General features: G+C 61.9%; 27 protein-coding genes. 15 read left to right on the forward strand and 12 right to left on the reverse strand.

Going from position 1 to position 25,429, the window contains the following annotated elements; genetic code table 11:
- Positions 1-4 precede the first annotated feature (4 nt).
- Together HCR84_RS05175 and HCR84_RS05180 are read right to left on the reverse strand one after the other, a co-directional pair.
- Positions 5-634 carry a response regulator transcription factor gene (locus tag HCR84_RS05175; protein ID WP_166983949.1) on the reverse strand — a complete coding sequence of 210 codons (630 nt, stop codon included), beginning with the start codon at positions 632-634 and terminating at the stop codon, positions 5-7.
- The gene (locus HCR84_RS05180) at positions 627-1,847 is read right to left on the reverse strand and encodes a sensor histidine kinase (RefSeq protein ID WP_218043617.1); all 1,221 of its coding nucleotides are present in this window, start codon (positions 1,845-1,847) and stop codon (positions 627-629) included. Before HCR84_RS05180 ends, HCR84_RS05175 begins: the two co-directional genes overlap by 8 nt.
- A 221-nt stretch (positions 1,848-2,068) precedes the next feature.
- Between HCR84_RS05180 and HCR84_RS05185 the strand changes: the two genes are divergently transcribed.
- On the forward strand, positions 2,069-2,539 hold the full coding sequence (locus HCR84_RS05185; RefSeq protein ID WP_166983947.1) for a hypothetical protein: 471 nt from the start codon (positions 2,069-2,071) through the stop codon (positions 2,537-2,539).
- A gap of 97 nt (positions 2,540-2,636) precedes the next feature.
- Here HCR84_RS05185 and HCR84_RS05190 read toward each other — a convergent pair whose 3' ends face one another.
- The 6 genes from HCR84_RS05190 to folE all read right to left on the reverse strand — a co-directional run bounded on the left by HCR84_RS05190 (position 2,637) and on the right by folE (position 7,461).
- Positions 2,637-2,984, reverse strand: a complete 348-nt coding sequence (locus HCR84_RS05190; protein ID WP_166983946.1) for a hypothetical protein — start codon at positions 2,982-2,984, stop codon at positions 2,637-2,639.
- 119 nt (positions 2,985-3,103) lie between these two features.
- Positions 3,104-3,688, reverse strand: a complete 585-nt coding sequence (locus HCR84_RS05195) for a winged helix-turn-helix domain-containing protein (protein WP_166983945.1) — start codon at positions 3,686-3,688, stop codon at positions 3,104-3,106.
- Positions 3,689-3,913: 225 nt separating this feature from the next.
- On the reverse strand, positions 3,914-4,555 hold the full coding sequence (locus HCR84_RS05200; RefSeq protein WP_166983944.1) for a TetR/AcrR family transcriptional regulator: 642 nt from the start codon (positions 4,553-4,555) through the stop codon (positions 3,914-3,916).
- Between the two features lie 65 nt (positions 4,556-4,620).
- Positions 4,621-5,487 (reverse strand): ketopantoate reductase family protein, encoded by an 867-nt coding sequence (locus HCR84_RS05205; RefSeq protein ID WP_166983943.1) that lies wholly within the window; start codon positions 5,485-5,487, stop codon positions 4,621-4,623.
- A gap of 131 nt (positions 5,488-5,618) precedes the next feature.
- Positions 5,619-6,833: an NAD(P)/FAD-dependent oxidoreductase gene (locus tag HCR84_RS05210; RefSeq protein WP_166983942.1), complete on the reverse strand. Its 1,215-nt coding sequence runs from the start codon at positions 6,831-6,833 to the stop codon at positions 5,619-5,621.
- A gap of 43 nt (positions 6,834-6,876) precedes the next feature.
- Positions 6,877-7,461 carry a GTP cyclohydrolase I gene (gene folE, locus HCR84_RS05215; protein WP_166983941.1) on the reverse strand — a complete coding sequence of 195 codons (585 nt, stop codon included), beginning with the start codon at positions 7,459-7,461 and terminating at the stop codon, positions 6,877-6,879.
- Positions 7,462-7,558: 97 nt separating this feature from the next.
- Here folE and HCR84_RS05220 point away from each other — a divergent pair, with 97 nt between their 5' ends.
- From HCR84_RS05220 to HCR84_RS05240, 6 genes are all read left to right on the forward strand, one after another.
- Positions 7,559-8,257, forward strand: coding sequence for a helix-turn-helix transcriptional regulator (locus HCR84_RS05220; protein WP_166983940.1), 699 nt, complete (start codon positions 7,559-7,561; stop codon positions 8,255-8,257).
- On the forward strand, positions 8,232-8,357 hold the full coding sequence (locus HCR84_RS17730; protein ID WP_276511802.1) for a hypothetical protein: 126 nt from the start codon (positions 8,232-8,234) through the stop codon (positions 8,355-8,357). The genes HCR84_RS05220 and HCR84_RS17730 overlap by 26 nt, the downstream gene beginning before the upstream one ends.
- A 56-nt stretch (positions 8,358-8,413) precedes the next feature.
- Positions 8,414-8,656, forward strand: a complete 243-nt coding sequence (locus tag HCR84_RS05225) for an addiction module protein (RefSeq protein ID WP_166983939.1) — start codon at positions 8,414-8,416, stop codon at positions 8,654-8,656.
- Positions 8,657-9,076: 420 nt separating this feature from the next.
- Entirely contained in the window at positions 9,077-9,754 is a 678-nt protein-coding gene (locus tag HCR84_RS05230; RefSeq protein WP_166983938.1) for a DedA family protein, read from the forward strand.
- A 132-nt stretch (positions 9,755-9,886) separates the two neighbouring features.
- Positions 9,887-10,354, forward strand: coding sequence for a 5-(carboxyamino)imidazole ribonucleotide mutase (purE, locus tag HCR84_RS05235; protein WP_166984151.1), 468 nt, complete (start codon positions 9,887-9,889; stop codon positions 10,352-10,354).
- Positions 10,351-11,709 carry an LCP family protein gene (locus tag HCR84_RS05240; RefSeq protein ID WP_235940793.1) on the forward strand — a complete coding sequence of 453 codons (1,359 nt, stop codon included), beginning with the start codon at positions 10,351-10,353 and terminating at the stop codon, positions 11,707-11,709. Before purE ends, HCR84_RS05240 begins: the two co-directional genes overlap by 4 nt.
- Positions 11,710-11,740: 31 nt before the next feature.
- Here HCR84_RS05240 and HCR84_RS05245 read toward each other — a convergent pair whose 3' ends face one another.
- Together HCR84_RS05245 and HCR84_RS05250 are read right to left on the reverse strand one after the other, a co-directional pair.
- The gene (locus HCR84_RS05245) at positions 11,741-12,925 is read right to left on the reverse strand and encodes a MarP family serine protease (protein WP_166983937.1); all 1,185 of its coding nucleotides are present in this window, start codon (positions 12,923-12,925) and stop codon (positions 11,741-11,743) included.
- A gap of 14 nt (positions 12,926-12,939) precedes the next feature.
- Positions 12,940-14,073: a glycosyltransferase family 4 protein gene (locus HCR84_RS05250; protein ID WP_166983936.1), complete on the reverse strand. Its 1,134-nt coding sequence runs from the start codon at positions 14,071-14,073 to the stop codon at positions 12,940-12,942.
- Positions 14,074-14,216: 143 nt separating this feature from the next.
- Here HCR84_RS05250 and HCR84_RS05255 point away from each other — a divergent pair, with 143 nt between their 5' ends.
- The 4 genes from HCR84_RS05255 to HCR84_RS05270 all read left to right on the forward strand — a co-directional run bounded on the left by HCR84_RS05255 (position 14,217) and on the right by HCR84_RS05270 (position 20,436).
- A complete protein-coding gene (locus HCR84_RS05255) occupies positions 14,217-16,535 on the forward strand; it encodes a cell wall-binding repeat-containing protein (RefSeq protein ID WP_166983935.1) in 2,319 nt (772 codons plus the stop codon).
- Between the two features lie 79 nt (positions 16,536-16,614).
- On the forward strand, positions 16,615-17,571 hold the full coding sequence (locus HCR84_RS05260) for a glycosyltransferase (protein ID WP_166983934.1): 957 nt from the start codon (positions 16,615-16,617) through the stop codon (positions 17,569-17,571).
- Positions 17,568-18,452: a glycosyltransferase gene (locus HCR84_RS05265; RefSeq protein ID WP_166983933.1), complete on the forward strand. Its 885-nt coding sequence runs from the start codon at positions 17,568-17,570 to the stop codon at positions 18,450-18,452. The genes HCR84_RS05260 and HCR84_RS05265 overlap by 4 nt, the downstream gene beginning before the upstream one ends.
- A gap of 37 nt (positions 18,453-18,489) precedes the next feature.
- On the forward strand, positions 18,490-20,436 hold the full coding sequence (locus HCR84_RS05270; protein ID WP_166983932.1) for a DUF6541 family protein: 1,947 nt from the start codon (positions 18,490-18,492) through the stop codon (positions 20,434-20,436).
- Here HCR84_RS05270 and HCR84_RS05275 read toward each other — a convergent pair.
- Complete coding sequence (locus tag HCR84_RS05275; RefSeq protein WP_166983931.1) at positions 20,433-20,798, reverse strand: DUF2304 domain-containing protein; 366 nt, start codon at positions 20,796-20,798, stop codon at positions 20,433-20,435. The genes HCR84_RS05270 and HCR84_RS05275 overlap by 4 nt on opposite strands.
- Before the next feature lie 7 nt (positions 20,799-20,805).
- Positions 20,806-21,510, reverse strand: coding sequence for a glycosyltransferase family 2 protein (locus HCR84_RS05280; protein ID WP_166983930.1), 705 nt, complete (start codon positions 21,508-21,510; stop codon positions 20,806-20,808).
- A gap of 64 nt (positions 21,511-21,574) precedes the next feature.
- Between HCR84_RS05280 and HCR84_RS05285 the strand changes: the two genes are divergently transcribed.
- From HCR84_RS05285 to HCR84_RS05300, 4 genes are read left to right on the forward strand one after another with little or no spacing between them, the layout of a single operon-like run.
- Entirely contained in the window at positions 21,575-22,180 is a 606-nt protein-coding gene (locus tag HCR84_RS05285) for an acyltransferase (protein WP_235940794.1), read from the forward strand.
- A complete protein-coding gene (locus tag HCR84_RS05290) occupies positions 22,180-23,280 on the forward strand; it encodes a DegT/DnrJ/EryC1/StrS family aminotransferase (protein ID WP_166983928.1) in 1,101 nt (366 codons plus the stop codon). Before HCR84_RS05285 ends, HCR84_RS05290 begins: the two co-directional genes overlap by 1 nt.
- The gene (locus HCR84_RS05295; protein WP_434063553.1) at positions 23,277-24,269 is read left to right on the forward strand and encodes a Gfo/Idh/MocA family oxidoreductase; all 993 of its coding nucleotides are present in this window, start codon (positions 23,277-23,279) and stop codon (positions 24,267-24,269) included. Before HCR84_RS05290 ends, HCR84_RS05295 begins: the two co-directional genes overlap by 4 nt.
- Before the next feature lie 3 nt (positions 24,270-24,272).
- Positions 24,273-25,424 (forward strand): glycosyltransferase family 4 protein, encoded by a 1,152-nt coding sequence (locus HCR84_RS05300; RefSeq protein WP_166983927.1) that lies wholly within the window; start codon positions 24,273-24,275, stop codon positions 25,422-25,424.
- Positions 25,425-25,429 lie beyond the last annotated feature (5 nt).

Below are 25,429 nucleotides of genomic sequence, written 5' to 3' on the forward strand. Positions count from 1 at the left end.
TCGGTTAAATCCAGCCCTGCTGCCACGCGTGCTCTGCGGCCTCCTGACGGGAGTCGACGCCCAGCTTCGTCATGGCAGACGAGAGGTAGTTGCGCACGGTTCCCTGCGCGAGGTTGAGGCGCCCGGCGATCTGCTGCACGCTCAGCGTCGATCGGCTGAGGCGCACGGCGTCGAGCTCGCGGTCGGTGAGCGGGCAGCGTTCGGCGGCAAGCGCGGCGGCGGCGATCTCGGAGTCAATGTAGCGTTTGCCCGCGGCGACGTCGCGGATGACGTCGGCGATCTGCTCGGCAGGCGTCGACTTCGGCACGAACCCCGAGATGCGGGCAGACAGCGCTCGCCGCAGCACACCGGGTCGAGCGTGGCGAGTGACGAGTACCACGCGCGTCGACACGGCGCGGATGATGCGCTCCGCTGCCTCGAGCCCGTCGGCCTGCGGCATCTCGAGGTCGAGCAGACACACATCGGGCCGCGTTGCCACGGCGAGATCCTCCGCTGTGACACCGTTGTCGGCGCTCGCCACAACATCAACGTCGGGCTCGAGCGAGAGCAGCGCGACGAGTGCCGTGCGGATCATATGCTCGTCGTCGGCGATAAGCACGCGGATGCTGCGCTGCGGCGTTTCGGGGTCAGCCATGTGGTTGCTCCACGTGATCGAAACTGTCGTTCGCGGCGACGTCGGGTACCGAGGCGATTAATTCAAAGCGTTCGTCGCTCATTGCGATTGAGAGCGTGCCGCCCCGGTCAGCGACGCGGGCACGCAGGCCAGCAAGACCCGTGCCCTCCGTGCTCGTCGGGACCGCATCGACGCCGTCATTGACGATCGTCAGCGACGAGCATCCATTTTCTGTCTGCAGTGCTATCTCAACGTGCGATGCGTTGCTGTGGCGCAGAATATTCGTCGTTGCTTCACGAACGACGAAGGCCAACGCGCGACGCGCATCAACTGACGCCGGCAGGGCGTCGACCTTCAGAACGCACGTGGCGCTGGCTGCCGAAAGTACTTCGCGGGCATTCCGAAGCTCGTTGTCGAGCCCGACCTCGCGGTATCCAGCCACGAGCGAGCGCGTCTCTTGAAGTGCCTGGGCGGCTACGAGGCGAGTTTCTTGAAGCTGCTCCCTGGCTGCGACGGGGTCGCGCTCCAGCATCCGCTCCGCCAGCTCGGCCTTGAGGGCGATCACCTGCAGGTGATGACCTTGAATGTCGTGCAGGTCTGCAGCGAACCGCAGTCGTTCCTTTGCGATCGCAAGTTCGGCTGCCGAGCGGCGGTGGCGGTCGAGCTCGACAACGATGTTCCACCACCACAGGCTGAAGATCACGGCGAAGGGCAGCATCGTCGCATAGATGTACACCTGAATGCCGGCAGAGGGGCCCCCAGTCTCGGCGCCCCCGCCGAGGATCGCGTGGGCGGAAACTGCGTGCATGGCGAACAATATGATTCCCGCCGCGACCATCAGCCAGCGTGCACGCCGAGAGACCAGACAAGCGATGAGGACCGTAGACACCCACAGGGGGAGCGGGGTGAACTGCCAGAGTTCGGCGGAGAAGAGCCCGAGCGTCCAGACGATACCGGGCACAACGGCAACCGAGAGCGTCCATGCAGGGTATGGCAGACCGCCGCCGATGCCGACGCGCAGAAACCAGCAGTAGCGAGTCTGCAGCACAAGGGACGCGAACATGAACACGACGATCACCGCGTCGATGATCGTGTTCGACCGAGTGAATGCCGTGAGCCCGACCACGATCAGAACGGCGCCGATGAAGACGACGAAGAACACGATGGAACTCAGCGTGTAAATCCACGTCGCGTGCACGCCGCGTGCAACGGTCGGGCGTGTCTTCTCGGGCACCGCGGCCGCTGTGTCGCTTATCAAACGCTGGCGGTGTCGGTGAATCGGGACATGGAACAGAGTGTAGATCAGTGACAAATGTCACGGATGCTCGTGCGAAAACCCACGACGATCGGTGACGATGCGGCACTTACCACGGTGCGTGTGCGGCGACATGATGGGTGTACACGGTTGCTCAGCATCGTCACACGGACCACGCGACTTCACAGAGAGGCACCATCATGATCGAGGCAATTCAGGGCTTCGCCGCATCACTTCCCGAGCCGCTCACCTGGCTCGGCATTGTTCTTATCGCTGCCATTCCCCTCGTCGAATCGTACTTCGGGTCAGTGATCGGAGTGCTGCTCGGGCTGCATCCGGCCGTCGCGATCGGAATGGCCGTCATCGGTAACATCGTGTCGATGCTGATCTTCGTTCTGAGCGCCCACAAGGTCCGTCAGAAGGTGACGGCGAGCGGGGTGCAGAAAGAAGAGACTCCGCGCCGCCGCAAACTGCGTGAGCGCTTCGATCGCTACGGTGTTGCGGGTGTGAGTCTTGCCGGTCAGGCGCTGCTGCCAAGCCAGATCACGTCTGCGGCAATGGTTTCCTTTGGTGCGGCGAGAAACATCGTGATTTTCTGGCAGATCATCTCGATCATCTTGTGGGGTCTCGCGTTCGGCATTCTGGCAACGCTCGGCGTCACCTTTCTGTGATGCCGCTCGCGCCTCGCTCGGCCCCCGCGGTGGCTAATGACGCTGTTGATGCTGAAGGGGCAACGTTTGACGTCCGAATCTTTGTTCGGATGGGTGATCAGTAGACGGGCATTTCGTCGATCAGGCGGGCGGCGACGTCGATGATTTCACGTGCATAGCTCCGGGCAGTCATTGCATCATCCGCGTTGGCAACAGGACTATCGAAACTCGGATACTCCGACGCGTTTCGGACGGAACGCATCCACCCAAAAGCGTTTGTCAGCTTTCCGAGCGGAGGGTCGAGTTGCGCTCTCAATGTCTCCTCGATGACACGGTGGCCGCCCTTCGACGTCGGGCGTAACCCCTCTGAAATGAGAATGCCGGCAAGAGCCTTGCGCCCCGCGTCATACGCAAGTTGGAAACTGCTGAGTGGATCTTGGTCGGCGATTGCCCACGCAGCGCTCACGTGCGCACGAGCTTGCTTGACATAGAGGCCCGCAAGGTCTCTATCCGCGTGAACTCGTTCAAGCGTTCTCGACGAGAGTAAAGCATCAACGGTTGCTCGGCCGCGTTCCCAGCGGGCGATCATCGATCATGAGCGGTGAGAGGAACGAGCGGCCGTGACCGAACTGTCGTGATGAACCCATCATCAGCCGACGCCCATCGTTCGGGGGCTATCTGGTTAATATTCACTTCTTTGCCGATCAACTGAGATGCCTTGCGGGCAAGGGCATAGACCTCACTCTGGTCAGCATGTCCGATGACGAGAACGTCAATGTCTTCAGGGTCGTGCCCGGATTTTCCTGAGGATCGCTCAGCCCAAGAACCATAGATATATGCGGCATCGATGTATGAGACATCAGCGAGAAGTTTCGTGAGTACGACTGCGGGGCCATAGCCATACATAATTATTTGCCGAAGCGGTGCGAAGAGCGGGTGTGATGTGTTCGCGCGAATGAGGCGGGAACGGCCGATTCGACGGTCGCGCAGATACTCGCCAGCGACGAGGCGATCCACGTCTCGAAGGATCGTGGGAACTGCAACGTTTGCCCGCCGAGCCAGCTCGGTCAGTGTCAGCTCGACCTCTGGATCGAGGAGGAGGCTCGCCAGCATACGTCCTTGTGTATCTGAGCGAAGGATCGGGGAGAGAACAGCAGCTGAGGATTTCATTTCGCCTATTATAAATTAGGTCATATGAAAATATCCACTGGTTCAATGGCGAGGTTGCGACGATACAGAATGCGTTCCTCATGCTCAGAGTAAAACGCATTCCCGCTGCGGAGAATGATCGGCAATCACCATGTGGGGATAACTGGCACGCGGCCCCGCGCTGTGGACGGCGACTCCAATGAGGAGGCTCGCCAGCATACGTCCTTGCCGATCTGAGCGGGATCGTCAGGTGCGCGTGGTGAGCGCACGGGCGAACGCAGTGGCATCCATTGCGGGTACGGGGAGTGCTGGCCGGTCGCTGGCGCGAAGGCCGTCGAGCATGAGCGCCAGGTATCGTCGCCAGAGATCGGGATGGTCGTCGCTCGTGTGGTAAACGCTGTTGAGCATCGCGAAGATCGGGCCGATGTCTGTGACCGATACGCCGTCGCGCAGAACTCCCGCCGCATGTGCGCGGTCGAAGAGGGGAGAGAGAACGCCGACGAGTTTCTCGGCGACGCGCTCGTTCGGCCCGAAGCCGTCGGTTCCGAGAAATGTCTCGCAGAGACCACGGTCTCGGGCCTGATTTGCTGCCGTGATCTCGAAGAAGGCGACGATCGCGAGCCACGGATCGTCGATCTCCAACGCCGATTGCGCCTCGGCCAAGGCGGAGTCGATGGCCGCGTCGTACAAGCTCTCGACGATCGCCTTCTTGCTGGAGAAGTTTCGATAGACGGTGCCGACGCCGATTCCGGCGTGCCGGGCGATGTCCTCCAGCGTCGCAGAGAGCCCCTGCTCCGCAAACACCTCGCGCGCCGCCCGCACAAGACGCTCGTTGTTCAGCGCCGCATCTCTTCGCTTCGGCCGTACGCGGTGTTCGTCGAGGGACATGACATCATTATCGTCTCTGATCGGTCGCCCGCCCTGACCGTCGCCGCCGTCGGTGTGCATATCGGCTAACGGCCTCGCGCGAAGCCGCCCACCTGCTCGGTCAGCAGCTCGAGCTCGCCGGAGGCCGCAGCCGACGTTGTGCCCAGCGGTGCAGCGGCCGTGCTGCGCAGAAGCAGCCGGAAAAGAGCAACGAGCACACCGACGGGAAGCATGCGCACCGCGCTGAAAGCGCGCGGAACCGGTCGCGTCGTCAGGGCCTCGAGATTCTGCCTGATGAGCCCGATCATGCCACGGAGTGCACCCCGGTCGCTGGCAAGGGCGTCGGGGCCTCCCGCCGTGTGCACGGCTTGGGCGAGCGGCACCTCGAATGCGGCGTGCGTCTTCAGCCAGGCATCCATGCGGGGTTCCGCCTTCGCCGTGAATCCCGCGGAGCGCAGCATCTGCAGAATCCGTTGCACTCGTGGCGTCGTTTGGCCGTCGAGTTCACCGATCGGCATCGAGACGAGACGCGTCAGCAGCGTTCTCCGCCCGTAGCGGATGATATCCCCGTCCATTGTGCCGCCCTGATTGCCGAAGCCCAGAAGCACCCGCTCCCGTCCGATCGCTGCTGCAAGCGGCTCTGGGCCGCCGGCCCAGTTCACCAGAAAAAGCACGTCGCCGTCGTTTCCGACGAGCTGTTCGAGCACGGTCTCCACCTGGTGCGAGCGCACGAACACGAGGATCAAATCGTACTTTCCGGCCGGGCTCTCGACCGCGCGGACGGGAACCTGCGTGATCTTTTTGCTGTCGTTCTCGGCGAGAAGCACGCCACGCTCGCGCAGAGACGTCAGTCGGTCGCCTCGGGCGAGAAGCGAGACATCGTGCCCAGCGTCGTGGAGGCGCGCGGCGTACAGGCTCCCGAGCACGCCGGCGCCATACACGAGAATTTTCATTGCAGCGTCGCTTCGTGCGGTGCAGCGGATTGCGGGTTCAGCATAAGCACGAGGGCTCCTCTGGTCGATTAAGCGGAACACATAGTTCCGGTAAGACTCTACATCAACCGGAACCAGTCATTCCACTTAGCTCACGACACAAGATCTTCGAGCGCGACGCTCTCGTCTGTGAGCCGGGCGGGAGCGACGTCATGCCCCACCACCGCGCGCAGCTCGTCGTTGACGTCCCAGATGTTCACGTTCATCGCCGCCGTGACCCGGCCGTCGTTTGTCCAGAACGCGATGAACTCACCCGAGGCGAGTTCGCCGCGAATGTGCACGTCGTCATCGGAGCTGCCGTGGCCCACGTACTCCATGCCGAAGTCGAACTGGTCAGTGAAGAAGTACGGCTGCCAGTCGTAGACCTCGCCCGTACCCAGAATCGTCTGCGCGGCAAGCTTTCCCTGCCGCAGCGCGTTGTCCCAGTGCTCGACGCGCAGCGGTCCGCCCGTTGCGGTGTTCTGCGCAAGCGCCACATCGCCCGCAGCGAGCACAGCAGGGTTGCCCGTGCGCAGGTGCTCGTCAACGACGATCCCGCCGTCGACGGTCAGGCCAGCGGATGCCGCGAGCGCGGTGTTCGGAGAGGCGCCCACTCCGACGACGACGGCGTCGGCGTCGAAGTGCCCGGCCGAGCTCTCGACGCCCGTGACATGACCGTTCGCTTCGGTGAGCCCGGTGACGCTCACGTTGGTGCGCAGATCGACGCCGTTGTCTGTGTGCAGGTCGTAGATGTAGGCGGCGAGGGTGTCGCCCAGCACGCGCTGCAGGGGGAGGGCCGCGTACTCGAGCACTGTCACGTCGGTTCCGGCAAGCTTCGCCGCTGCCGCCACCTCGAGTCCGATCCACCCTGCGCCAATGATCACGAGCTTCTTGCCCTCGCCGAAGTGCGCCCTGATCGCTGCGGTGTCTGGCATGCGTCGCAGTGTGTGCACGCCGTCAAGGTCGGCACCGTCGAGCGGCAGCATCCGTGGTCGTGATCCTGTGGCGAGCACAAGGTGCTCGTACCCGATGACGTCGTTGTTCTCGAGGCTCACTGTCGCGTCGTCGAGGTTGAGCGTCGCGGCGGCCCGGCCGAAGAGCGTTGTCACGTCGTTTGCGGCGTACCAGTCGGCGTCGTGCACATAGAGCGACGAGGCGTCGTCTTTTTCGAGCAGAACCTCCTTCGACAGCCCTGGCCGCTCGTACGGGCGCTCGGGCTCGTCGCCGATGAGCGTGATGGGGTCGGCGTAGCCGCCGGTGCGCAGTCCCTCTGCGACCTTCGCGCCGGCGAGGCCTGCTCCAACGATGACTGTTCCGTTTGTACTCATGACTGATCCTCTTTCTTCGCGGTCGACGGCGTGTGTGCCGTGCTCAGTTCAGTGCGGCCAGAAACTCCGCGCGAGCGGCCGCTGCACGCAGGTCGCCGGTGAACGCCGACGTTCGGGTGCGGGCACCGCTTGTGCGCACGCCGCGCAGCGACATGCATGTGTGCTCGGCTTCGATCACGACGCCGACGCCGCGCGGAGCGAGCGCGGCGGTGAGGTGGTCGGCGATCTGCTGCGTGAGATTCTCTTGGGTCTGCGGCCTGTGCGCGAACGTCTCGACGGTGCGTGCAAGCTTCGAGAGCCCGACCAGTCGGTCTGCAGGAACGTATCCCACATGCGCCACGCCCGTGAACGGAAGAAAGTGGTGCTCACACAGCGACTGCACCGGAATATCCGTCATGAGCACGAGCTCCGCATACCCCTCGTCGTTGTCGAACGTGGTCATCTCGAACGGGTCGCTCGACATCATCTCGAGGTATGCCGTGGCCATGCGCATCGGGCTCTGCCGGCGAGCGGGCCCGCTCAGATCAACGCCGAGCGCCTCGAGAAAACCACGCGCGTGATGCGCCGCTCGCTCGACATCGGGGAGTGACTGCTCCACGGTCGTGGTCGTCGATTGCGTGAGGGTCATGGCGCATCTGCTTTCTAACGGATAGTATTGCTTACGTTAGAACGTTGCGGTCGGCACGTCAAGGGTGGCGAGATGACGGCGGCGAAAAGAGGAAACAATGTCGAACAATGCAAAGCTCACAGGCAACATCGCCGCGGTGAGCGCGCTCGCCGACGAGACGAGGCGCTCCCTGTACCTCTACGTCTGCGCTCAGCCGCATCCGGTCTCCCGAGATCAGGCAGCGGCAGCCGCTCAGGTTGCCGTGCACACGGCAAAGTTTCATCTCGACAAACTCGAGGCCGCGGGGCTGCTCGTCACCTCGTACGCCCGCACAAGCGGAAAGTCAGGTCCCGGGGCAGGGCGCAGCGCCAAACTGTATGAGCGCTCCGCCGTCGAGCGCGACGTCTCACTTCCCGCTCGAGACTACGTGCTGGCCGGCGAGCTGATGGCGCAGGCCATTGCGCGGGCGTCGCGAGACGGTGACGAGATCGCGCAGGCGCTTCGCGACGTCGCGCGAGAGAAGGGCGTGAGCCTCGCGGCGAGCCTCGAGAAGACGGGGACGGATGCCGCAACGGCGTTCGAGCTCGCCGTGACGACGTTGCGCGGCCTCGGGTATGAGCCGCGCGTCGAGGGCGACCACGTCGTGATGGCCAACTGCCCGTTCCATCGGCTTGCCGGAGCCCACACCGAACTGGTGTGCGGCATGAACCACGACATGCTGAGTGCTTTCACCGAGAGCGTCGCGCCCGGTGTGCTGCGGGCAGACCTTGACCCGGCACCCGGGCGATGCTGTGTCACCCTCTCCGCGGTGGAATGAGCACCTGCGCGAGGGCACGCTCGTCTGCAACTTCCCGCGCGGCCTGATGGAGCACTACTCGTTCGAGGCCGTCAGCCGCTGGCTCGAGGGCGAGCGCTGAGGGGTGGTGCCCGTGATGCCCTGTCGATTGTCCGTATGCCGTCGTACAATCAAGGTGTGACGCGGAGGCTGAGAGATTACATCGAAGAGGGCAAGTCGCTCGATGCCGATGAGCGTGAAATCGCAGCTCTTGCCCTTCAACAGGTCGACGAATCTGAGCAATCAGAGGTTGACGATGCCTGGGACAGAACCATTGACGAGCGCATTGATGAAATTCTTAATGGCGACGTAGAACTCGTGAGCGGTGAAGAGACTCTCGCGATGGGGCGTGCACTGTTGGCCGCCCAGCGAGAGGAATGACGTTTCGCTGGCGCGAGCATCATCTCGCACGTGCCGAACTTCTGGATGCGCTCGTCTGGTATGAGGGCCAAGGGGCCGGTCTTGGTGACCGCCTCGCAGACAAATTCGCAGAAGGAATTTAATTCGTACGAGAGTGGCCAGATGCCGCGCCGCCATATTCCGGCCGACTCCGAGCGAGGAACGTTCGCAGCAAGGGGCTGGATGGCTTTCCGTACAGAATTGTCTACTTCACGCGTGGAGACGAGATAGTCGTCGTCGCATACGCTCATGAGCGTCGTCGCCCTGGGTACTGGAAGAAACGCCTGTCAGATCTCACCGAGTGAATAAGCTCATTCTGTCGACTGATCTTCGACAGGATGCCGTCATCCGCCTGATGGACAATCGGCATTTCGCCAGGGGTCGTCGGCTACGGTGAACCTCATGTTGATTTCCGCTTCTGACACCGCACTCTCTGGCGTTGCCGCCTGGGCCGTCTCTCTCATGGAGGCACTCGGCGGTGTGGGGGCGGGAATCGCGATTGCCCTGGAGAACCTGTTTCCGCCGCTTCCCAGCGAGATCATCCTTCCGCTCGCGGGGTTCACAGCGAGCCAGGGCAACATGTCGCTCGCCGAGGCGATCATCTGGACCACACTGGGCTCGCTTGTCGGCGCGTTCACGCTCTACGGGCTGGGCGCCTGGCTGGGCCGAGAGCGGCTGATCAAAATCGCCGACTGGATGCCGCTCGTCAAAGTGTCCGAGGTGGAAAGCGCCGAGAAGTGGTTCGCCAAACACGGCAAGAAGGCAATCTTCTTCGGCCGCATGCTGCCCATCTTTCGCAGCCTCATCTCGATTCCCGCGGGCGTCGAGCGCATGAGCATCGTCTGGTTCGGCGCGCTGACTCTCGCGGGGAGCCTCATCTGGAACACCGTGTTCATCCTCGCCGGGTTCTACCTCGGTGAGAACTGGCACATCGTCGAGCAGTACGCCGACATTCTCAAGTACGTCGTCATTGCCGGAGTCGTTGTCGCGCTCGCCGTGTGGATTATCTACCGGGTGCGTGCCGCGCGTTCCGCACGAGCCAACTCCGACGATTCTTCGGGCGGAACCGCCGACGTCTGATCCTTGCGAGGAGCTGTGCGTCGGTGCAAAACCTGCAGCACAGCGTGCCGTAGCCGTGGATTTTCAGGCAGCGGCCGTAGCATTATGCGCATGCCACACCACGATTCCGAGCGCCCGCTTGTCGGCGTTGTCATGGGAAGCGATTCCGACTGGCGCGTCATGAGCGATGCGAGCCAGGTGCTCACCGACTTCGCAATCGACCATGAGGTTGAAGTGGTCAGCGCGCACCGCACGCCAGAGAAGATGATTGCCTACGGCAAGGATGCTGCGTCACGCGGTCTCAAGGTGATCATCGCCGGGGCAGGCGGCGCCGCACACCTGCCTGGCATGCTCGCCGCGGTCACCACGCTTCCCGTTGTCGGCGTTCCCGTGCCCCTCGCGACCCTTGACGGGCTCGATTCGCTGCTGTCGATCGTGCAGATGCCCGCGGGCGTCCCCGTCGCCACCGTCTCGATCGGCGGCGCCAAGAACGCCGGCCTGATCGCCGCAAAAATACTCGGCACGTCAGACCCCGACCTGCAGAGCAGACTCGAAGACTATGCACACGATCTCGCCGCGCAGGTTGAGGTCAAGAACGAGAATCTCAAAAACTCTCTATGAGCACACTGGTCGCAAATCCGATCAGGCACCCGGATACCGCCTCATCGCCGATGATGACGCGGCGTGCGTGGTGGCTTCTCATCTTGGGGTTCGTGATTCCCGGATCAGCACAAGTGCTGGCCGGAAATCGCAAGCTCGGACGCTTCGGGCTGGGCGCGACGCTGGGAATGTGGACGACGGCGATCATCGCCGTGCTGCTTTTCTCGTTTATGCGCACCCCGTTCATCAGCGTTGTCACGCAGGGCTGGTTTCTGCTGGCCGCACAGGCGTTCCTCCTCGCCTACGGCGTGCTCTGGCTCGTGCTCACCCTGAACACCTTCCGGTTGCTGAAGATCATCAAAGCGGCACCGAGCGCTCGCTTCTGGATCGCCGCCGCGACAGTGATCTTTCTCGTGCTGTCGGTCGGCAGCGCGGGCGGGGCCGCTTACTACGCGGGAATCGCGCGCGGCGCGCTCGGCTCCATCTTCGGCAACTCAGCACCCGTAGCGCCTGTCGACGGGCGCTACAACATTCTGCTGCTCGGCGGCGACGCCGGTGAAGACCGCGAGGGCCTTCGGCCCGACAGCATCTCCGTTGTCAGCATCGACGCGAACACCGGAGCGGCCACCATCATCGGACTGCCCCGAGACCTGCTCCGCGTTCCGTTCTCCGACGGCCCCTTCCACGATGCGTATCCTGATGGTTACCAGAACTGCGATGTGAGCGCGTGCAAGCTCAACTCGGTGTACACAGAAGCGCAGCTGCGGCACCCTGAGTGGTACCCGGATGCCGAGGGCCAGGGAAGCTCTCCGGGCATCGAGGCGACGCGCGACGCTGCCGAAGGCATCACCGGCCTCACCGTGCAGTTCTACGTTCTGATCGACATGGCCGGGTTCTCGCAGATGATCGACGCGCTCGGCGGCGTTGAGATCGACGTCAAGGAGCGCCTGCCCATTGGCGGCGACGAGCACCTCAACAACGTCGACGGCTGGATCGAGGCAGGAAAACAGAAACTCGATGGCTACCACGCCGAATGGTACGCGCGCTCGCGCCACTCAACGAGCGACTGGGATCGCATGCGCAGGCAGCATGAGCTGCAAGAGGCGATTCTTCACCAGTTCACTCCGGGCAACGTGCTCACGAAGTTTCAGGCGATTGCCGATGCGGGTACCCAGGTCGTCAAGACCGACGTGCCGCAGTCGATGCTCGGCTACTTCAGCGATCTCGCGCTCAAGACACGCGAGCACGAGATCACCAACCTTGAGCTCTCGCCGCCGACGGTGCCCGACCAAGACAACCCCAACTTCGAGCACATCCATGAGCTCGTCGTTGACGCCGTCGCACCGCCGGAGACCACGTCGAGTGACGACACGTAGCGACACGTAGGGGCAACGGTCAGGTTCGGTTTTAGCCGGCCGCACATGATTCGGTCGATACGGGCGACGTGAACGACTCGGCCTGCGCCAGCACAGGGGAGAGCTCCTCCATTGACAGGGCAAACCCCACGTTCTGCTGATTGTCAGCCTTGGCGAAGATCATGCCGACCACCGCACCGTCAGCATCGAGCAGGGGGCCACCGGAATTTCCATGTTGAACGTGTGCAGCAAGAGTCGTGACAGAACGCGTGACCCCGGTCTCCCCGTAGATGCTGCTGACGCTCATGTCGCTCGTGCCCACGACGGCGGCGCTGCGTGAGACGAACGGTCCTCCAAACGGGTAGCCCTGAAAGAAGACTGTTGCGCCGTTGTCTGGGTTTGCGGTGAACGGTAATGGTTCTGCGCTGAGGCCATTCACATCGAGCACCGCGATGTCGGCGTCGGCATCGAAATAGACAACGGATGCCGCACGGGGCAGCTCGCCCGGCGGTTCGACAACGACAGCCGAGGCGCCGGCGACAACGTGCGCGTTCGTCATGATCAGATCGTCGCCGATGACGAAACCGCTTCCGGCGCTCCGAGTGCCGCACGTCGGGGCGTTTGCGGTGATACGCGCAACAGATTCGGCCGCGGTGCGAAGAGCTGGCGTCTGGGTATCGGCGTCGGGGATCGTGACGTCGCTTGGAACCCCAGCGGCGTCGAGAATCGACGGAAGCCCATCGGAGATGACAAGACCGCGAAACTGAGAAATGGCACCGAGAACCGGCGTCGGCGTCACGTCGTTCAAGGTTTTCATCAAGGTGGACGACGCCACGGCCTGCGTCAGGGTGGGGATGCCGAGAGCGCTCGTGCTCATACCGAGCGTCATCACGACGAGGAGCGCGACCAAACCGCTGACGATCGCACCGAGAAGTCGATCGACAATGCCCAGCTTGAGTTTGCGAACAGGTCCGGCGATGAGCCTTCCGAGCCACGACCCGACACTGATGCCGATCCCGACGACGATGAGGCCGGAGGCAAGTGCGGCCGCGACGTTCCAGCCCGCCGCAGGAATAGCGCCAGAGACGAGAGGCATGATCAAAAGGGCAACGAGGCCGCCAGCGATCATTCCGGCAATTGCTCCGATCGTGTGGAGCAATCCGCGATTCCACCCACCGATGAGTGCAACGAGCAGGACGACGACGAAGACAACGTCGATGATGATTCCGGCAGTCATGCGCTCACCTGCTCTCAGAGATCGGCATGCAGTGCCCAGACCGCCTCGGCGGCGGACGACCAGCTGAACGAGTGGCCGCGATCCTGCGACAGGATCGAAAGTCGGTTTCGCAGGTCGTCGTCCTCGACGACTTCGCTAATGGCTTCGGCAAGACGCTCGGGGTAGCCAGGGCCGTCCGCTTCGACGACCTGCCCATAACCACCGGCAGTTTCGAGCAGAGCAGCATCGTCGGCGTGGATGACCGGCGTTCCGAACGTGAACGCCTCAACGACAGGAAGTCCGAAGCCTTCGCCGACGCTGGGAAACACAAACGCTGTGGCACGCGAGAGCACAAGCGCGAGATCGGCGTCTGACAACTGACCGAGGCCCGCGACGCGTCCCTCGACAACGCCCGCCTCGTCGGCAACTGTTTCGATCGTGAGCTCGCCCCAGCTCTCGGGGCCGATAATCAGAAGCGGAATGTCAGGTGCTGAGGGGAGGGCCATCGCGGAAATCAGGTCGACGATGCCGTGCCGAGGATCGAGCGATCCCTTCGCGACGATGTACTGGGGTGGCAGACCGAGTTCGAGAGCGCGCTGCTCCGGAACAACGGGCAGCCGGAGCGTGCTCGGCGCTGCTCCGGCGATGACACGTATCCGATCGCCGAAATCCGCGATGTCTGCAAGCTGGTCCGCCACCGCGTGGGTCGGCACGACAACGGCGTCTGCATACTTTCGCGCACGCTTGAGCAGAGCCTTCTGCAGGCTAACCGTGGCTGGTGTAAACGATTTTGGATGCGTCCACGGAAGAACATCGTGAATCGTGACTGTCGACTGCGAACCTGTCTCGAGATCGTGCTTCACCAAGGGGGCGAGCAAGGTTGGGGAGTGAAGCAGCCCCGTTGCCAAAGACGAGCCGCCCACGCCCATCTGCCAGGCGGCGCTCAACTCACGCCGCCGCAGCGTCGTCTGAGTGAGTCTGCTTAACCCACCGAGGCGATTCTTGACCTTCTCAAGTACCTCGTTGTCGCGCGCAGCGATAATGCCTTCTACGTCGCAACCAGACGGCGCGTGGCGAATAAGTGCCCGTGTGAGGTCTCGCGTATACGAACCGAGGTCCCCCCGAACTGGTGGCACCATCTCATCGACAATCACACGCATCGTGACCATGGATACTCCGTTTCTGCCTAGTGCTGGCGGGGGAAAGACCGCAAAACGGTCGTCCTTAAACCTACGGGATAAACCTGGTCTAAAAGGAGTTACCAGAAGTTAAGGGTGTGGTTTTTGTGAAAGTTGTGAATAGTATGTACACCATGACCAGCCGTCTTCGCAGCGCAATTGTGCGCTCGCTCGTGCTTCTCACCGTTGGAGTTATGACAGCAGCGGTGCTCACAGCGATGCCAATTGACGTGCAAAAGGCCGAAGCTGCGTCATTCGACGCCGGGCACATCATCGATGACGAGGTGTTCTACGACTCGACAACGATGACCGAGAGCCAGATCCGGTCGTTCATCAACAGCAAGGTTCCGAAGTGCCGGTCAGGCTACACCTGTCTCGACGCGTACAAAGAGAACACCACGGCCAGGTCGGCGAGCAAATATTGCAAGGCTATGTCTGGGGGAAAGAACGACGACGCAGCTCGTATCATCTACAAGGTATCGCGTGCATGTGACATCAACCCGCAGGTGATTCTGGTCACGCTGCAGAAGGAGCAGGGTCTTCTCACGCACGAATGGCCGTCGGAATGGCGCTACACGATTGCGATGGGATTCGGCTGCCCAGACGGCGCAGACTGCAACTCAAAATACTTCGGCTTCCAGAACCAGCTGTATCTCGGGGCGCGACAGTTTCAGATCTACCGTCTCTACCCGAATGACTTCGGCTACCGTGCCGGCCGCACGAACACGATCAAGTGGCACCCCAACTCGTCGTGCGGTACCAGCAGGGTATACATCCAGAACCAGGCAACGGCTGGGCTTTACAACTACACGCCCTACCGTCCTAACTCCGCGGCGTTGAATGCTGGGTGGGGAACGGGTGACAAATGCTCGTCATACGGAAACCGCAACTTCTTCCTGTACTTCAACACGTGGTTCGGCAGCACCTATAAGGGCTACTCCGCAAACCCGCAGCTCGAAGCCCTGCAGAAGAAGTACTTCAGTCAACTCGGCTACACGACGAGCGGCCTTGAGCACTATTCGAACGGCGGAGTCGGCCAGGAGTTCGAGAAGGGCTGGGCGTACGGAAGCAAATCGACCGGGGCCTACTACACGAAGACCGACATCGGTCGCTCCTACATCGCCTTACGTGGGCCCGTGGGCAAGCTCGGCTACCCCACGTCGAACCCGAAGGGGGAGCGCGATGGCGGGTCAAGTCAGCAGTTCCAGAAGGGCGCTCTCTACTACTCGCCGAAATTCAGCATCCATCTCCTCGGCGGAGAGATCCGCAACTCGTATGTTGCGCTGAAGGGTCCGTCGGGCATACTCGGCTTCCCCCTCGACGCGCAGAAGTCACTCGGCGGCGACAAGGTCATGCAGCCGTTCGAGAAGGGCGCTCTCTATTCATCGAAATCTCTGGGCACTCACCTCATGCAGAGTGCGATCGGTACGGCATACAACAAGGGCGGCGGGGTGAAGAGCTCACTCGGATTCCCGGTCGACAGCACCAAGAAGAACTCCGATGGGTCCGTATACCAGGAGTTCCAGGGCGGCTGGCTCTCAGTCTCGAAGAGCGGAAACGCCACGATCACCGACCGGATCTACGGCAGTGACCGCTATTCCACATCGGTAAAGATCTCGCGCACGAGTGGATCGGCCACGGGGGGCACCGTCTATATCGCAACGGGGCAGAACTATCCCGATGCGTTGAGCGCTGCCGCTGCTGCGGGTGCGAAAGACGCGCCTCTGCTTCTGGTCAAGGGAAGCAGCATTCCCTCGACGGTTGCCGCTGAGCTTAAGCGGCTGAAGCCGAAGAGCATCGTCGTTGTCGGCGGCACCGGCGTGGTGACCTCGGGTGTTGCGAAGCAACTCGGCTCATACGGCTCCGTGTCGCGCATATCCGGAATCGACCGTTATGAGACCTCGCGCAACGCGGCACTCACCTTCGGAAAGGCGAGTACGGCATTCATCGCCACAGGACGAAACTTCCCGGATGCGCTCTCAGCGGGCGCCGCAGCCGGGTCTGTGGATGCTCCGGTCATTCTGGTCGACGGCATGCGCGAGCCGCTCACATCCGCCACAAAGAGCACATTGACGAAGCTAGGCGTGAAGAACGTCGTGATCGCCGGTGGAACCGGAGTCGTGTCGACAACGATTGAAAGCCAGCTGAAGAACGCCGGGTTCGGCGTGAAGCGACTTGCAGGCAAGGATCGCTACGCAACGGCAGCCGCGGTCAATTCGGCCTACTTCTCGTCGTCGTCGGCCGCCTACGTCGCCACGGGCGCGAACTACGCCGATGCGCTCACAGGAGGAGTCGCTGCCGCCAGGTCGGGCTCGGCCATGTACATCACAACGCAAAAGTGCATGCCAGCATCGATCAGAAACGCAGCGGTCAAACAAGCACCGGAGACCGTGCACGTGATCGGTGGACCGCTTGTCGTCTCGTCGCACTCCGCGCGTTTCGGCGGTTGCTGACCCGCGGACGTCGTTCGGCGAATACCGAGAACATCGGGTTAGACTCCCGGAGCGTCAAAATACGTTCCAGGAAAGGGTGATGGTGAGCGGTCCCTCACGCGTGACAGCGGTCATCGTCGCCTACAACCGCCGGGATCTGCTGACGGAAGTGCTTGACGCGCTGGCGCATCAGACGCGAGCTGTCGACGCGATCGTCGTCGTCAACAACGCGTCAACGGACGACACATCGCAGGTCGTTCGAGAGAGTGGCCTGGACATCACGCTCATTGAGCTCACGAGCAATACCGGCGGAGCGGGCGGGTTCGCCGTGGGCATGGCCGCGGCGATGGTGAGAGATAATCCGGACTGGATCTGGGTTATGGACGACGACACGGTTCCCGACAAGCATGCGCTGCTCGGACTGATGAACACGGTGACCGCGTACCCGGGAAGCTCGCTTGCGGCCGTCGGCTCTCGCGTCGTCTGGACCGATGGTGACGAGCACCCGATGAACACCCCACGTGAGAATCCCTTTGCGTCGTCACAAGAGAAGAGCGATGCGGATGCCGTCGGCGCGATGCCAGTGCGATCGCTGTCGTTCGTGTCGTCGATGTATCGCGCCGAGAGAGTCCGCGCTGTCGGCTACCCTCTCGTCGATTATTTTCTCTGGAACGACGATTTCGAGTTCAGCACGCGAGTTCTTCGGGGGCATCGAGGACTTTCTACCCCGGCAAGCATCGTCGTTCACAAGACTGCGCGACGGGGATCGACAGATGATGACCCGGGCGAGCGGTTCCGCTTCGAAGTTCGTAACAAGATCTGGCTCTTTCGTCACTCACGTGGGCTCCGGCCGGCAGAGAAGCTCGTGTACGGTGCATCGAGCCTGTTGCGCTGGGGGCGGACGGCGCTGAAGTCGACCGACCGGCGTGTTCTTCGCGAAGGATTTACTCGAGGGAAACGTGAGGCGGGAGAGCGCCCGCCGCGACCAAATACTGAGGTCTTGCGCGACGTCGGCGTGCCCAGAGACGTTTTGGCTGAACTAGGACGTGCTGAGTGAGCGACGTATCAGCCGATCAGCGATTTTCTCTGCTGCTTCCGGTATACGGCAACGACGAGCCGTCGCAATTCGAGCGGGCTTTCGCCAGCGCGACGACAGGCCAGACTCTCAGCCCTACAGAGGTCGTTCTCGTACAGGACGGTCCCGTTCCCCATGAGCTTGAGAGTGCGCTTGTTCGTGCGAAAGAGAGTTGCCCAGCCCCTCTCGTTCACGTCGTTATCGACGAGCGCGGAGGGCTCGCACAGGCACTGACGCTCGGGCTTGAGCGCTGCTCGTACGACATCGTTGCCCGCATGGATGCCGATGACGTCGCTCTGTCTGAACGATTTGCTCGACAGATGGCGAAGATGGGCGAAGGATATGACCTCGTCGGCACGGGTATGTATGAGTTCGCTGATGATACAAGTGAGGTGCTGGGGCGGCGGACCCCACCAGTCGGCGCGGAAGCGATCGCCAAGTACGCGCGTTTTCACGATCCGTTCAATCACCCGACGGTCATGTATCGCAAGGCGGTCGTCGCACGCGCGGGGAACTATGAGGACATTGGGCTCATGGAGGACTATTGGCTCTTTGCCCGCATGATCAATGCTGGCGCCCGCGTCGAGAACTTGCCTGACCCACTCGTGATGTATCGTGTTGGCGCCGGAGCCTATGCGCGCCGAGGAGGTAAGCGGCAGTTTGAAGCCGAGTGGAACCTCCAGAAGGCGCTTCGAAGAATCGGGTTCACCACACGCGTGCAGTTCCTCCGCAATATTGCCATGCGCGGCGTGTACCGCTTCGTGCCCGTCGGTATTCGTCGAGTCTTGTATCGACGAATGATCCAACGCGGGTTCTCTGACGTCTCGCCACCGTCAACCTCGCATGGAAGGGCGACGTCATAACGGTGGGACGCGGGCAATCGGGAGTGTGTAGCTGGCAATGACATGGTTAGAAGCCATACCGGTGGCCCTTCTGGCGCTTCTGATCATCTTCGTGCCAGGTGGGCTCATTGCGGCGGCAGCGGGAGCGCGTCGGCTGCTTCTGGCGATTGCCGCTCCGGCAGTGACGGTCGCCGTGCTTGCCGTCACGGCTATCGTGTTTGGTTTGGTCGGTGTGCCGTGGAGAATCCCATTTGTCGCGTCAGTCTTCCTTGGTCTTACTCTCGTGATGTGGCTCGCGCGGCGCCTGCTCACCAGAACATGGGTGCCGCGTTCCGCCACTCGCCTTGCGGGCTTCTCCCCGGCGTTCGTCACTGGACTCGTCATCGCCGTCGTGATCATCACCGTGCAGATTGGCTTTGCGATCGGTGAACCGGGAAATGTCTCCCAAACCTACGATGCGCCGTTCCACCTCAATGGCGTGCGCTTCATCATTGACACGGCCAACGGATCGTCGCTGAACCTGACCGGCCTTATTCTGCCGCCCAGTCGATCGACGTTCTACCCGGCGGCGTGGCACGACCTCGTCTCCATTGTCGCGATGGCGGCACCATGGGCAGGTCTCATCAGCGTCGCCAACGTCACGAACCTTGTGATCGCCGCCGTTGTCTGGCCGCTGGGTGCCCTCAGCCTCGTTCGGCTGCTTGCACCGACGCGCCCGTCTGCCCTGGTGATCGCCGGTGTCGCGGCGGCAGCATTCCCCGCGTTCCCCCTGGGCATGCTTGATTACGGCGTTCTGTTTTCATACTTTCTCTCGTTGGCATTTCTGCCCGCGGGTCTTGCACTCGGCGTGAGCTTCTTCCGGCTCGTGGATGGCCGACGACTCGGTCCCGCGACACTGCAGATTCTGAGCCTCGCTTGCGTTGTCGTGGCAATGGGGCTTTCGCAGCCGTCCGTCGTCTTTGGGCTCGGGCTCTTTGGCGTCATCGCGCTGATTCCGCTGTGCGTGCGCGCGGTGGGAGCAACGTCGCGCACGTGGATTCGGGTCTCGCTCATTGTCGGGATGGTCGTTGTCGGCGTCGGATTCGCGCTGGTCTGGCGGCGCATTGGCAGCTTTGGCTATACAGCCCCGTGGAATCGATACGGATCGGTGCCAGAAGTGCTGCTTGACACGTTTGCGCTCTCACGAGGTGACCGGCCGCTCGCCGTGGTCATCGCCGTGTTAATCCTGGTTGGCATTGTCGTCGCGATCCGCACGAAGCGCTGGTGGTTCGTGCTGATGTGGGCCGCGGCTGCCGGACTCTTCGTTCTGGGTGGAGCACTCCCGAGCGGCGATCTGCGCAATATTGCCCTCGGAATGTTCTACAAAGACGTCCCACGGCTTGAGGCATTTCTGGTGTTGCCCGCATTCGTGCTCGCCGTGTGGGGGGCGGATGCTGTCTGGCGTGTGGTTGCACGACGTATCAAGCCTGTGTCTCGCGTCGCTGTCGCTGTCGCGGCATCAGGCATCGTCATCATGATTGCCTCAACGCAACTGACGGCAATGACCTACGCTGTCGCGCACGCGGCAAACGCGTACCGGCTCGACGATCGATCGCGCATTCTCGACGATAACGAGTACGCGTTGATTGAGCGACTACGGGACGAGGTCGGTGACGAAGCGGTGATCGTGGGGAACCCGTGGACGGGAACGTCATGGGCGATGGCTCTCGCTGACCGTGAGGTGCTGAACCCTCATTTCAACACGTCACACGCCCCGGCTCACGAGCTGGTCAATGCGGAGCTCAACGACGCAGTCTCTGACCCGAGCGTCTGCGCGGCCATCCGTGAGACTGGCGCACGCTACGTTCTCGATTTCGGTGCTGACCGATTCGCTGGCAGTCGCCTCGACGTGAAGACGTGGATCGGGTTCGAAGGCCTTCTCGACCTCGCCGAATCTGATGCCGTAGAGGAAGTGGACCGCGAAGGCGACAAGGTGCTGTATCGCATCGTCGCCTGTGGGCTCTAGCGCTCGTCTGAATCCTGTGACGACGCGTCGACGTCATCGATTGCGGCCTTGGCCAAAGTGATCTGCCGGGCAAGCTGTGTGATGCGCCGGTTGATCTGCACGTTGCGGCGATAGGCGGTCGAAACGTAGACGAGAAACGCAAGAACGAGAGCGTAGAGCAGCAAGTCTGCTCCGCGCCCCACACCGACGAGGTTGGCGAACCAGGTGAGCCACGTGGGGAAGATGATCGACAGAATCGCGACCACGACAAATGCCCCGAGAAACAAACGTCTGAGTGCCAAATGGCTGTCACTGCCGGTTGGGCGGGTGAAGAAGATGCCGATGGCAATAACACCGACGACAAGAACGATCTGAATAACCACGATTCGCCTAACGAACGATCAGGTCGACGAGGATGTTTATCGAGTTCAGCACAGATTGCCCCTTCGCCTTCGAATAATCGGTGTACAGCAGTTCGACCGGGTACTCGCGCCAGGGTAGCTTTGTGCGACCGAGTTTCAGCACGATTTCTGTTGCGTGCGCCATGCGGTCTTGTACAAGCCCAATTCGTGCCAAAGCATCGGTGCGAATGACGCGAAGCCCATTATGAGCGTCGGTGAGTTTGAGACCCGTCGTCATGTTCGTCACCCAAACGGCGGTCTTGAGAATGATTCGTTTTGCTATTCCTGGGTTCGTGCGCTTGTCGAGAAATCGTGAGCCAAACACGATGGCAAGGTCGTTTGCCCGCGCGAGAGCGACCATGTTCACAGCGTCTTCGAGGCGGTGCTGTCCGTCTGCATCGAACGTGACGACATATCGCGCATTCGACTGCGTCAGAACGTATTCGAACCCGGTCTGCAGCGACGCACCCTGACCCAGATTCACTGGGTGCTTCAGCACTTTCGCTCCGGCGCGGCGAGCAACCTCGGCGGAACCGTCTGAGCTTCCGTCGTCGATGCACACAACGTTGGTGAATTCTCGGTGAAGATCGTGAATCACAGAATCGATGACGCTGACTTCGTTGAAGAGGGGAATAACCACCCACACGTCGCTTGCGCCAGCACGAGCGTCATCTGGGGGTCCGGATCGCGTCATGCCTACATTCTGGCAGACCCGTTAGTCTGAGATGCGTCCTGCACCCGACAGAAGAGAGCTTTTGGTGAGAAGTCGCGCGAACACACGCGTCGTTGACACGGCAGATGTTGCAGATAGTGCGGAGCTTGGGTCGGGCACCTCAGTGTGGCATCTCGCTCAGATACGCGAAGACGCGGTTCTCGGTGAGAACTGCGTTGTCGGTCGTGGCGCCTACGTCGGCACGGGTGTGCAGATGGGAGACAACTGCAAAGTGCAGAACTACGCTCTCGTGTACGAGCCTGCTGCGCTCGCAGAGGGTGTCTTCATCGGCCCGGCCGCTGTGCTCACGAACGATACCTATCCACGCGCGATCAACGCAGACGGCACGCAGAAATCCGCTGACGATTGGGATGCCGTCGGAGTCACGCTGAAGCGTGGAGCCTCCGTTGGCGCCAGAGCTGTGTGTGTCGCGCCCGTGACAATCGGTCAATGGGCAACGGTTGCGGCCGGCGCCGTAGTCACGAAGAACGTTCCCGACTTCGCGCTTGTCGTCGGTGTGCCGGCTCGGCGCATCGGCTGGGTCGGCAAGTCCGGGCATCCCCTCAGCGAAAATGCCGGATACTGGGTGTGTCCGGTGTCGGGCGAGCGGTATGCCGAGGTTGATGGTGAGTTGAAAGAGGTAGCGGAATAGTGGCGGATGCGTTTATTCCACCGGCGAAGCCAATTATCGGAGACGATGAGCGTGCGGCTGTTGACCGGGTTCTGCTGAGTGGGATGGTTGCTCAGGGGCCGGAGGTGGCGGCATTCGAGACGGAGTTCGCTGCTCATTTTGTTGCGGGGCGCACGGTTGTTGCTGTGAATTCAGGCACGTCGGGTTTGCATGTTGGTTTGCTCGCGGCGGGTGTCGGGCCGGGCGATGAGGTTATTGTGCCGTCGTTTACGTTCGCGGCGACGGGTAACGCTGTTGCGTTGACGGGTGCGACTCCGGTGTTTGTTGATATTGAGCCGGAGCAGTTCACGGTGGATCCGGTTGCCGTTGAGGCGGCGATTACTCCGCGTACGAAGGGCATCATGCCGGTGCACCTGTACGGGCACCCGGCGCACATGCGCGAGTTGGGTGCGATTGCAACGAAGCATGGTCTGCACCTTTTCGAGGATGCTGCTCAGGCGCATGGTGCCGGGCTCGATGGGCGCGCGGTTGGCACGTTTGGTGCGTTCGGGATGTTCAGCTTGTATCCGACGAAGAACATGACCAGCGGTGAAGGTGGCATGGTTTCGTTTGACGATGCAGAGCTTGTCAGGCGTGCGAAGCTGCTGCGTAATCAGGGGATGGAGAAGCAGTACGAGAATGAACTCGTCGGCTTCAACTACCGCATGACGGATATTCACGCGGCGATCGGGCGTGTGCAGTTGGGCAAGGTTGATGCGTGGACGGCGTCGCGTCAGGCGAATGCGGCGTATCTTGATGCGCATCTTGAGAATGTTGTGACTCCGCCGGTGGCGGAGGGCGCTACGCATGTGTATCACCAGTACACAGTGCGAGTTACGGATGATCGTGACGGGTTCGTTGCAGCGTTGAAGAACGAACACAACGTGGGCGCTGGGGTGTATTACCCGGTGCCAAATCACCGGTTGCCGTCGTTGCAGGGGTTTGCTGAGGGGCTCCAGCTTCCGCAGACGGAGCGTGCGGCGTCGGAGGTTGTGTCTTTGCCGGTTCATCCGTCGTTGACCGAGAACGATCGTGAGCGCATTGTCACCGCGGTGAACATTGTTGCGCGGGCTGGAGCATGATGGCTGAGAATCTTCGTGCGGGGTTGTTGGGCATCGGCATGATGGGTCGTCATCATGCGCGGGTTCTGCGTGAGGTCGATGGTGTTGATCTTGTCGCTGTTGCTGATCCCGCGGGTGACCCGCATGGTGTTGCGGGTGATCTGTCGGTTTTGCCTGATGTTGATGGGTTGATTTCTGCGGGCATTGATATGGCTGTTGTTGCGGTGCCGACGCGGTTTCATGAGGGTGCTGCGTTGACGTTGGCGGCTGCGGGTGTGCATACGTTTGTGGAGAAGCCGATCGCTGAGACGGTTGAGGCGGGTCGGCGTATGACTGATGCGTTTGCGCAGGCTGGTCTGGTCGGTGCTGTCGGGCACATTGAGCGTTTCAATCCGGCATTGCAGGAGCTGAGGCGTCGTCTGGCCGCGGGCGAGCTGGGCAATGTCTACCAGGTGGCGACGCGTCGTCAGGGGCCATTTCCTGCTCGCATTGCCGATGTCGGGGTCGGCAAGGACCTTGCAACGCATGATATTGATCTGACGGCGTGGGTGACGCAAAGCGATTACACGCGTGTTTTTGCTCAGACGGGGTTCAAGAGCGGCCGGGAGCATGAAGACATGATTGCTGTGACTGGTCGGCTCGCCTCGGGTGCTGTGGTGAGTCACCTGGTGAATTGGTTGAGTCCGATGAAGGAACGCATCACTGTCGTGACGGGGGAGAAGGGTGCGTTCATCGCCGACACGGCGACGGGCGACCTCACGTTCTACGCGAACGGCACGATTCCGCTGGAGTGGGAGTCTGTCAGTGCGTTCCGCGGCGTTTCCGAGGGAGACGTCACACGGTACGCATTCGCGAAGCGGGAGCCGCTCCGCGTCGAGCACGAAGCTTTTCGAGACGCGGTGCTCGGCCAGGCAAGCGACGTCGTCACAATGCAGCAGGGCCTTCGCGCACTCCAAGTCGTCGAAGCCACACTTGAATCAGCACGCACAGGCGAGGCCGTCACCCCCTGACATATGCGGATCACAATTGTCTCGCGCATCTTCGCCCCCGAGCCCGGAGCTGCGTCGCTGAGGCTGAAAAGTCTCGTTGAGGCTCTCGCGCATGCGGGTGCGCAGGTTGACGTCATGACAACGGCACCCCCGGCCTCGAAATCGGGGCAGACCGACATGCCGGCTCGGGTTTCTCGATGGCCGGTGCTGAGAGACAGCAGCGGTTACGTTCGCGGCTATCTGCAGTACATGAGTTTCGACATTCCTGCTTTCTTCCGCGTGCTGTTTCACAAGCGGATCGACGTGATCGTTGTCGAGCCTCCTCCAACCACCGGGCTGTTCGTTCGCCTCGGCTCTGCGCTGCGTAGAATTCCGTACGTCTATTTCGCGGCAGACATCTGGTCAGACGCCGCTGGCTCGACGGGCGCGGCATCGTGGATTGTGTCGGGCGTGCGATTCATCGAGAAGCTCGCCCTGTCGGGTGCTACCCACGTGATCGCCGTGTCAGACGCGGTTGCCGACCGTGTGAAGACGCTCGCGCCGACCGCTCACGTGACTGTGGCGGGCCACGGTGTGGACACCAGCCTGTTCACCCCGGAGGGGGCGGCCCCCGCCGAGCCAGCAGACATCGTCTATGTGGGCACGGCAAGCGAATGGCACGGCGCCAGCGTCGCATTGGACGTGGTCATCGCGCTCCTCACCGAGAACATCGAGCTGACCGCCGCATTCATCGGTCAGGGAAGCGAATGGCTTTCGCTGAAGCAGAGAGCCGAGAAATCCAGCGTTTCCGCGCGAATTCGCGTCTTGCCGACGGTTGTGCCTGAAGAGGCGGCGATGTGGCTGAGATCAGCGCGAGTGAGCATCGCGACGCTAAAGCCAGGGCTCGGCTACGACTTCGCCGTGCCGACGAAGATCTATTCGTCGCTTGCATCGGGTACCCCAGTCGCCTATGCGGGCCCCGATCCTGTGCGGTCAATGGTCGTCGACAATCGGCTCGGCGTTGCCACTGACTACGATGCCGAGCTGCTCACCCAACAGCTGCGAGCGCTGCTCGAGGGAAGCGGCGAACTCAGCGCGTCGAGCATGCGCGCATGGACGCAAGATAATGTTTCTGCGACGGCAGTAGCGGGTCGCGCAGCGACGGCGATTATGCAGAGTGCGCGTCATGATGCATAGGGAGC

It is taken from the genome of Paramicrobacterium fandaimingii, assembly GCF_011751745.2.
Lineage (GTDB): Bacteria > Actinomycetota > Actinomycetes > Actinomycetales > Microbacteriaceae > Paramicrobacterium > Paramicrobacterium fandaimingii.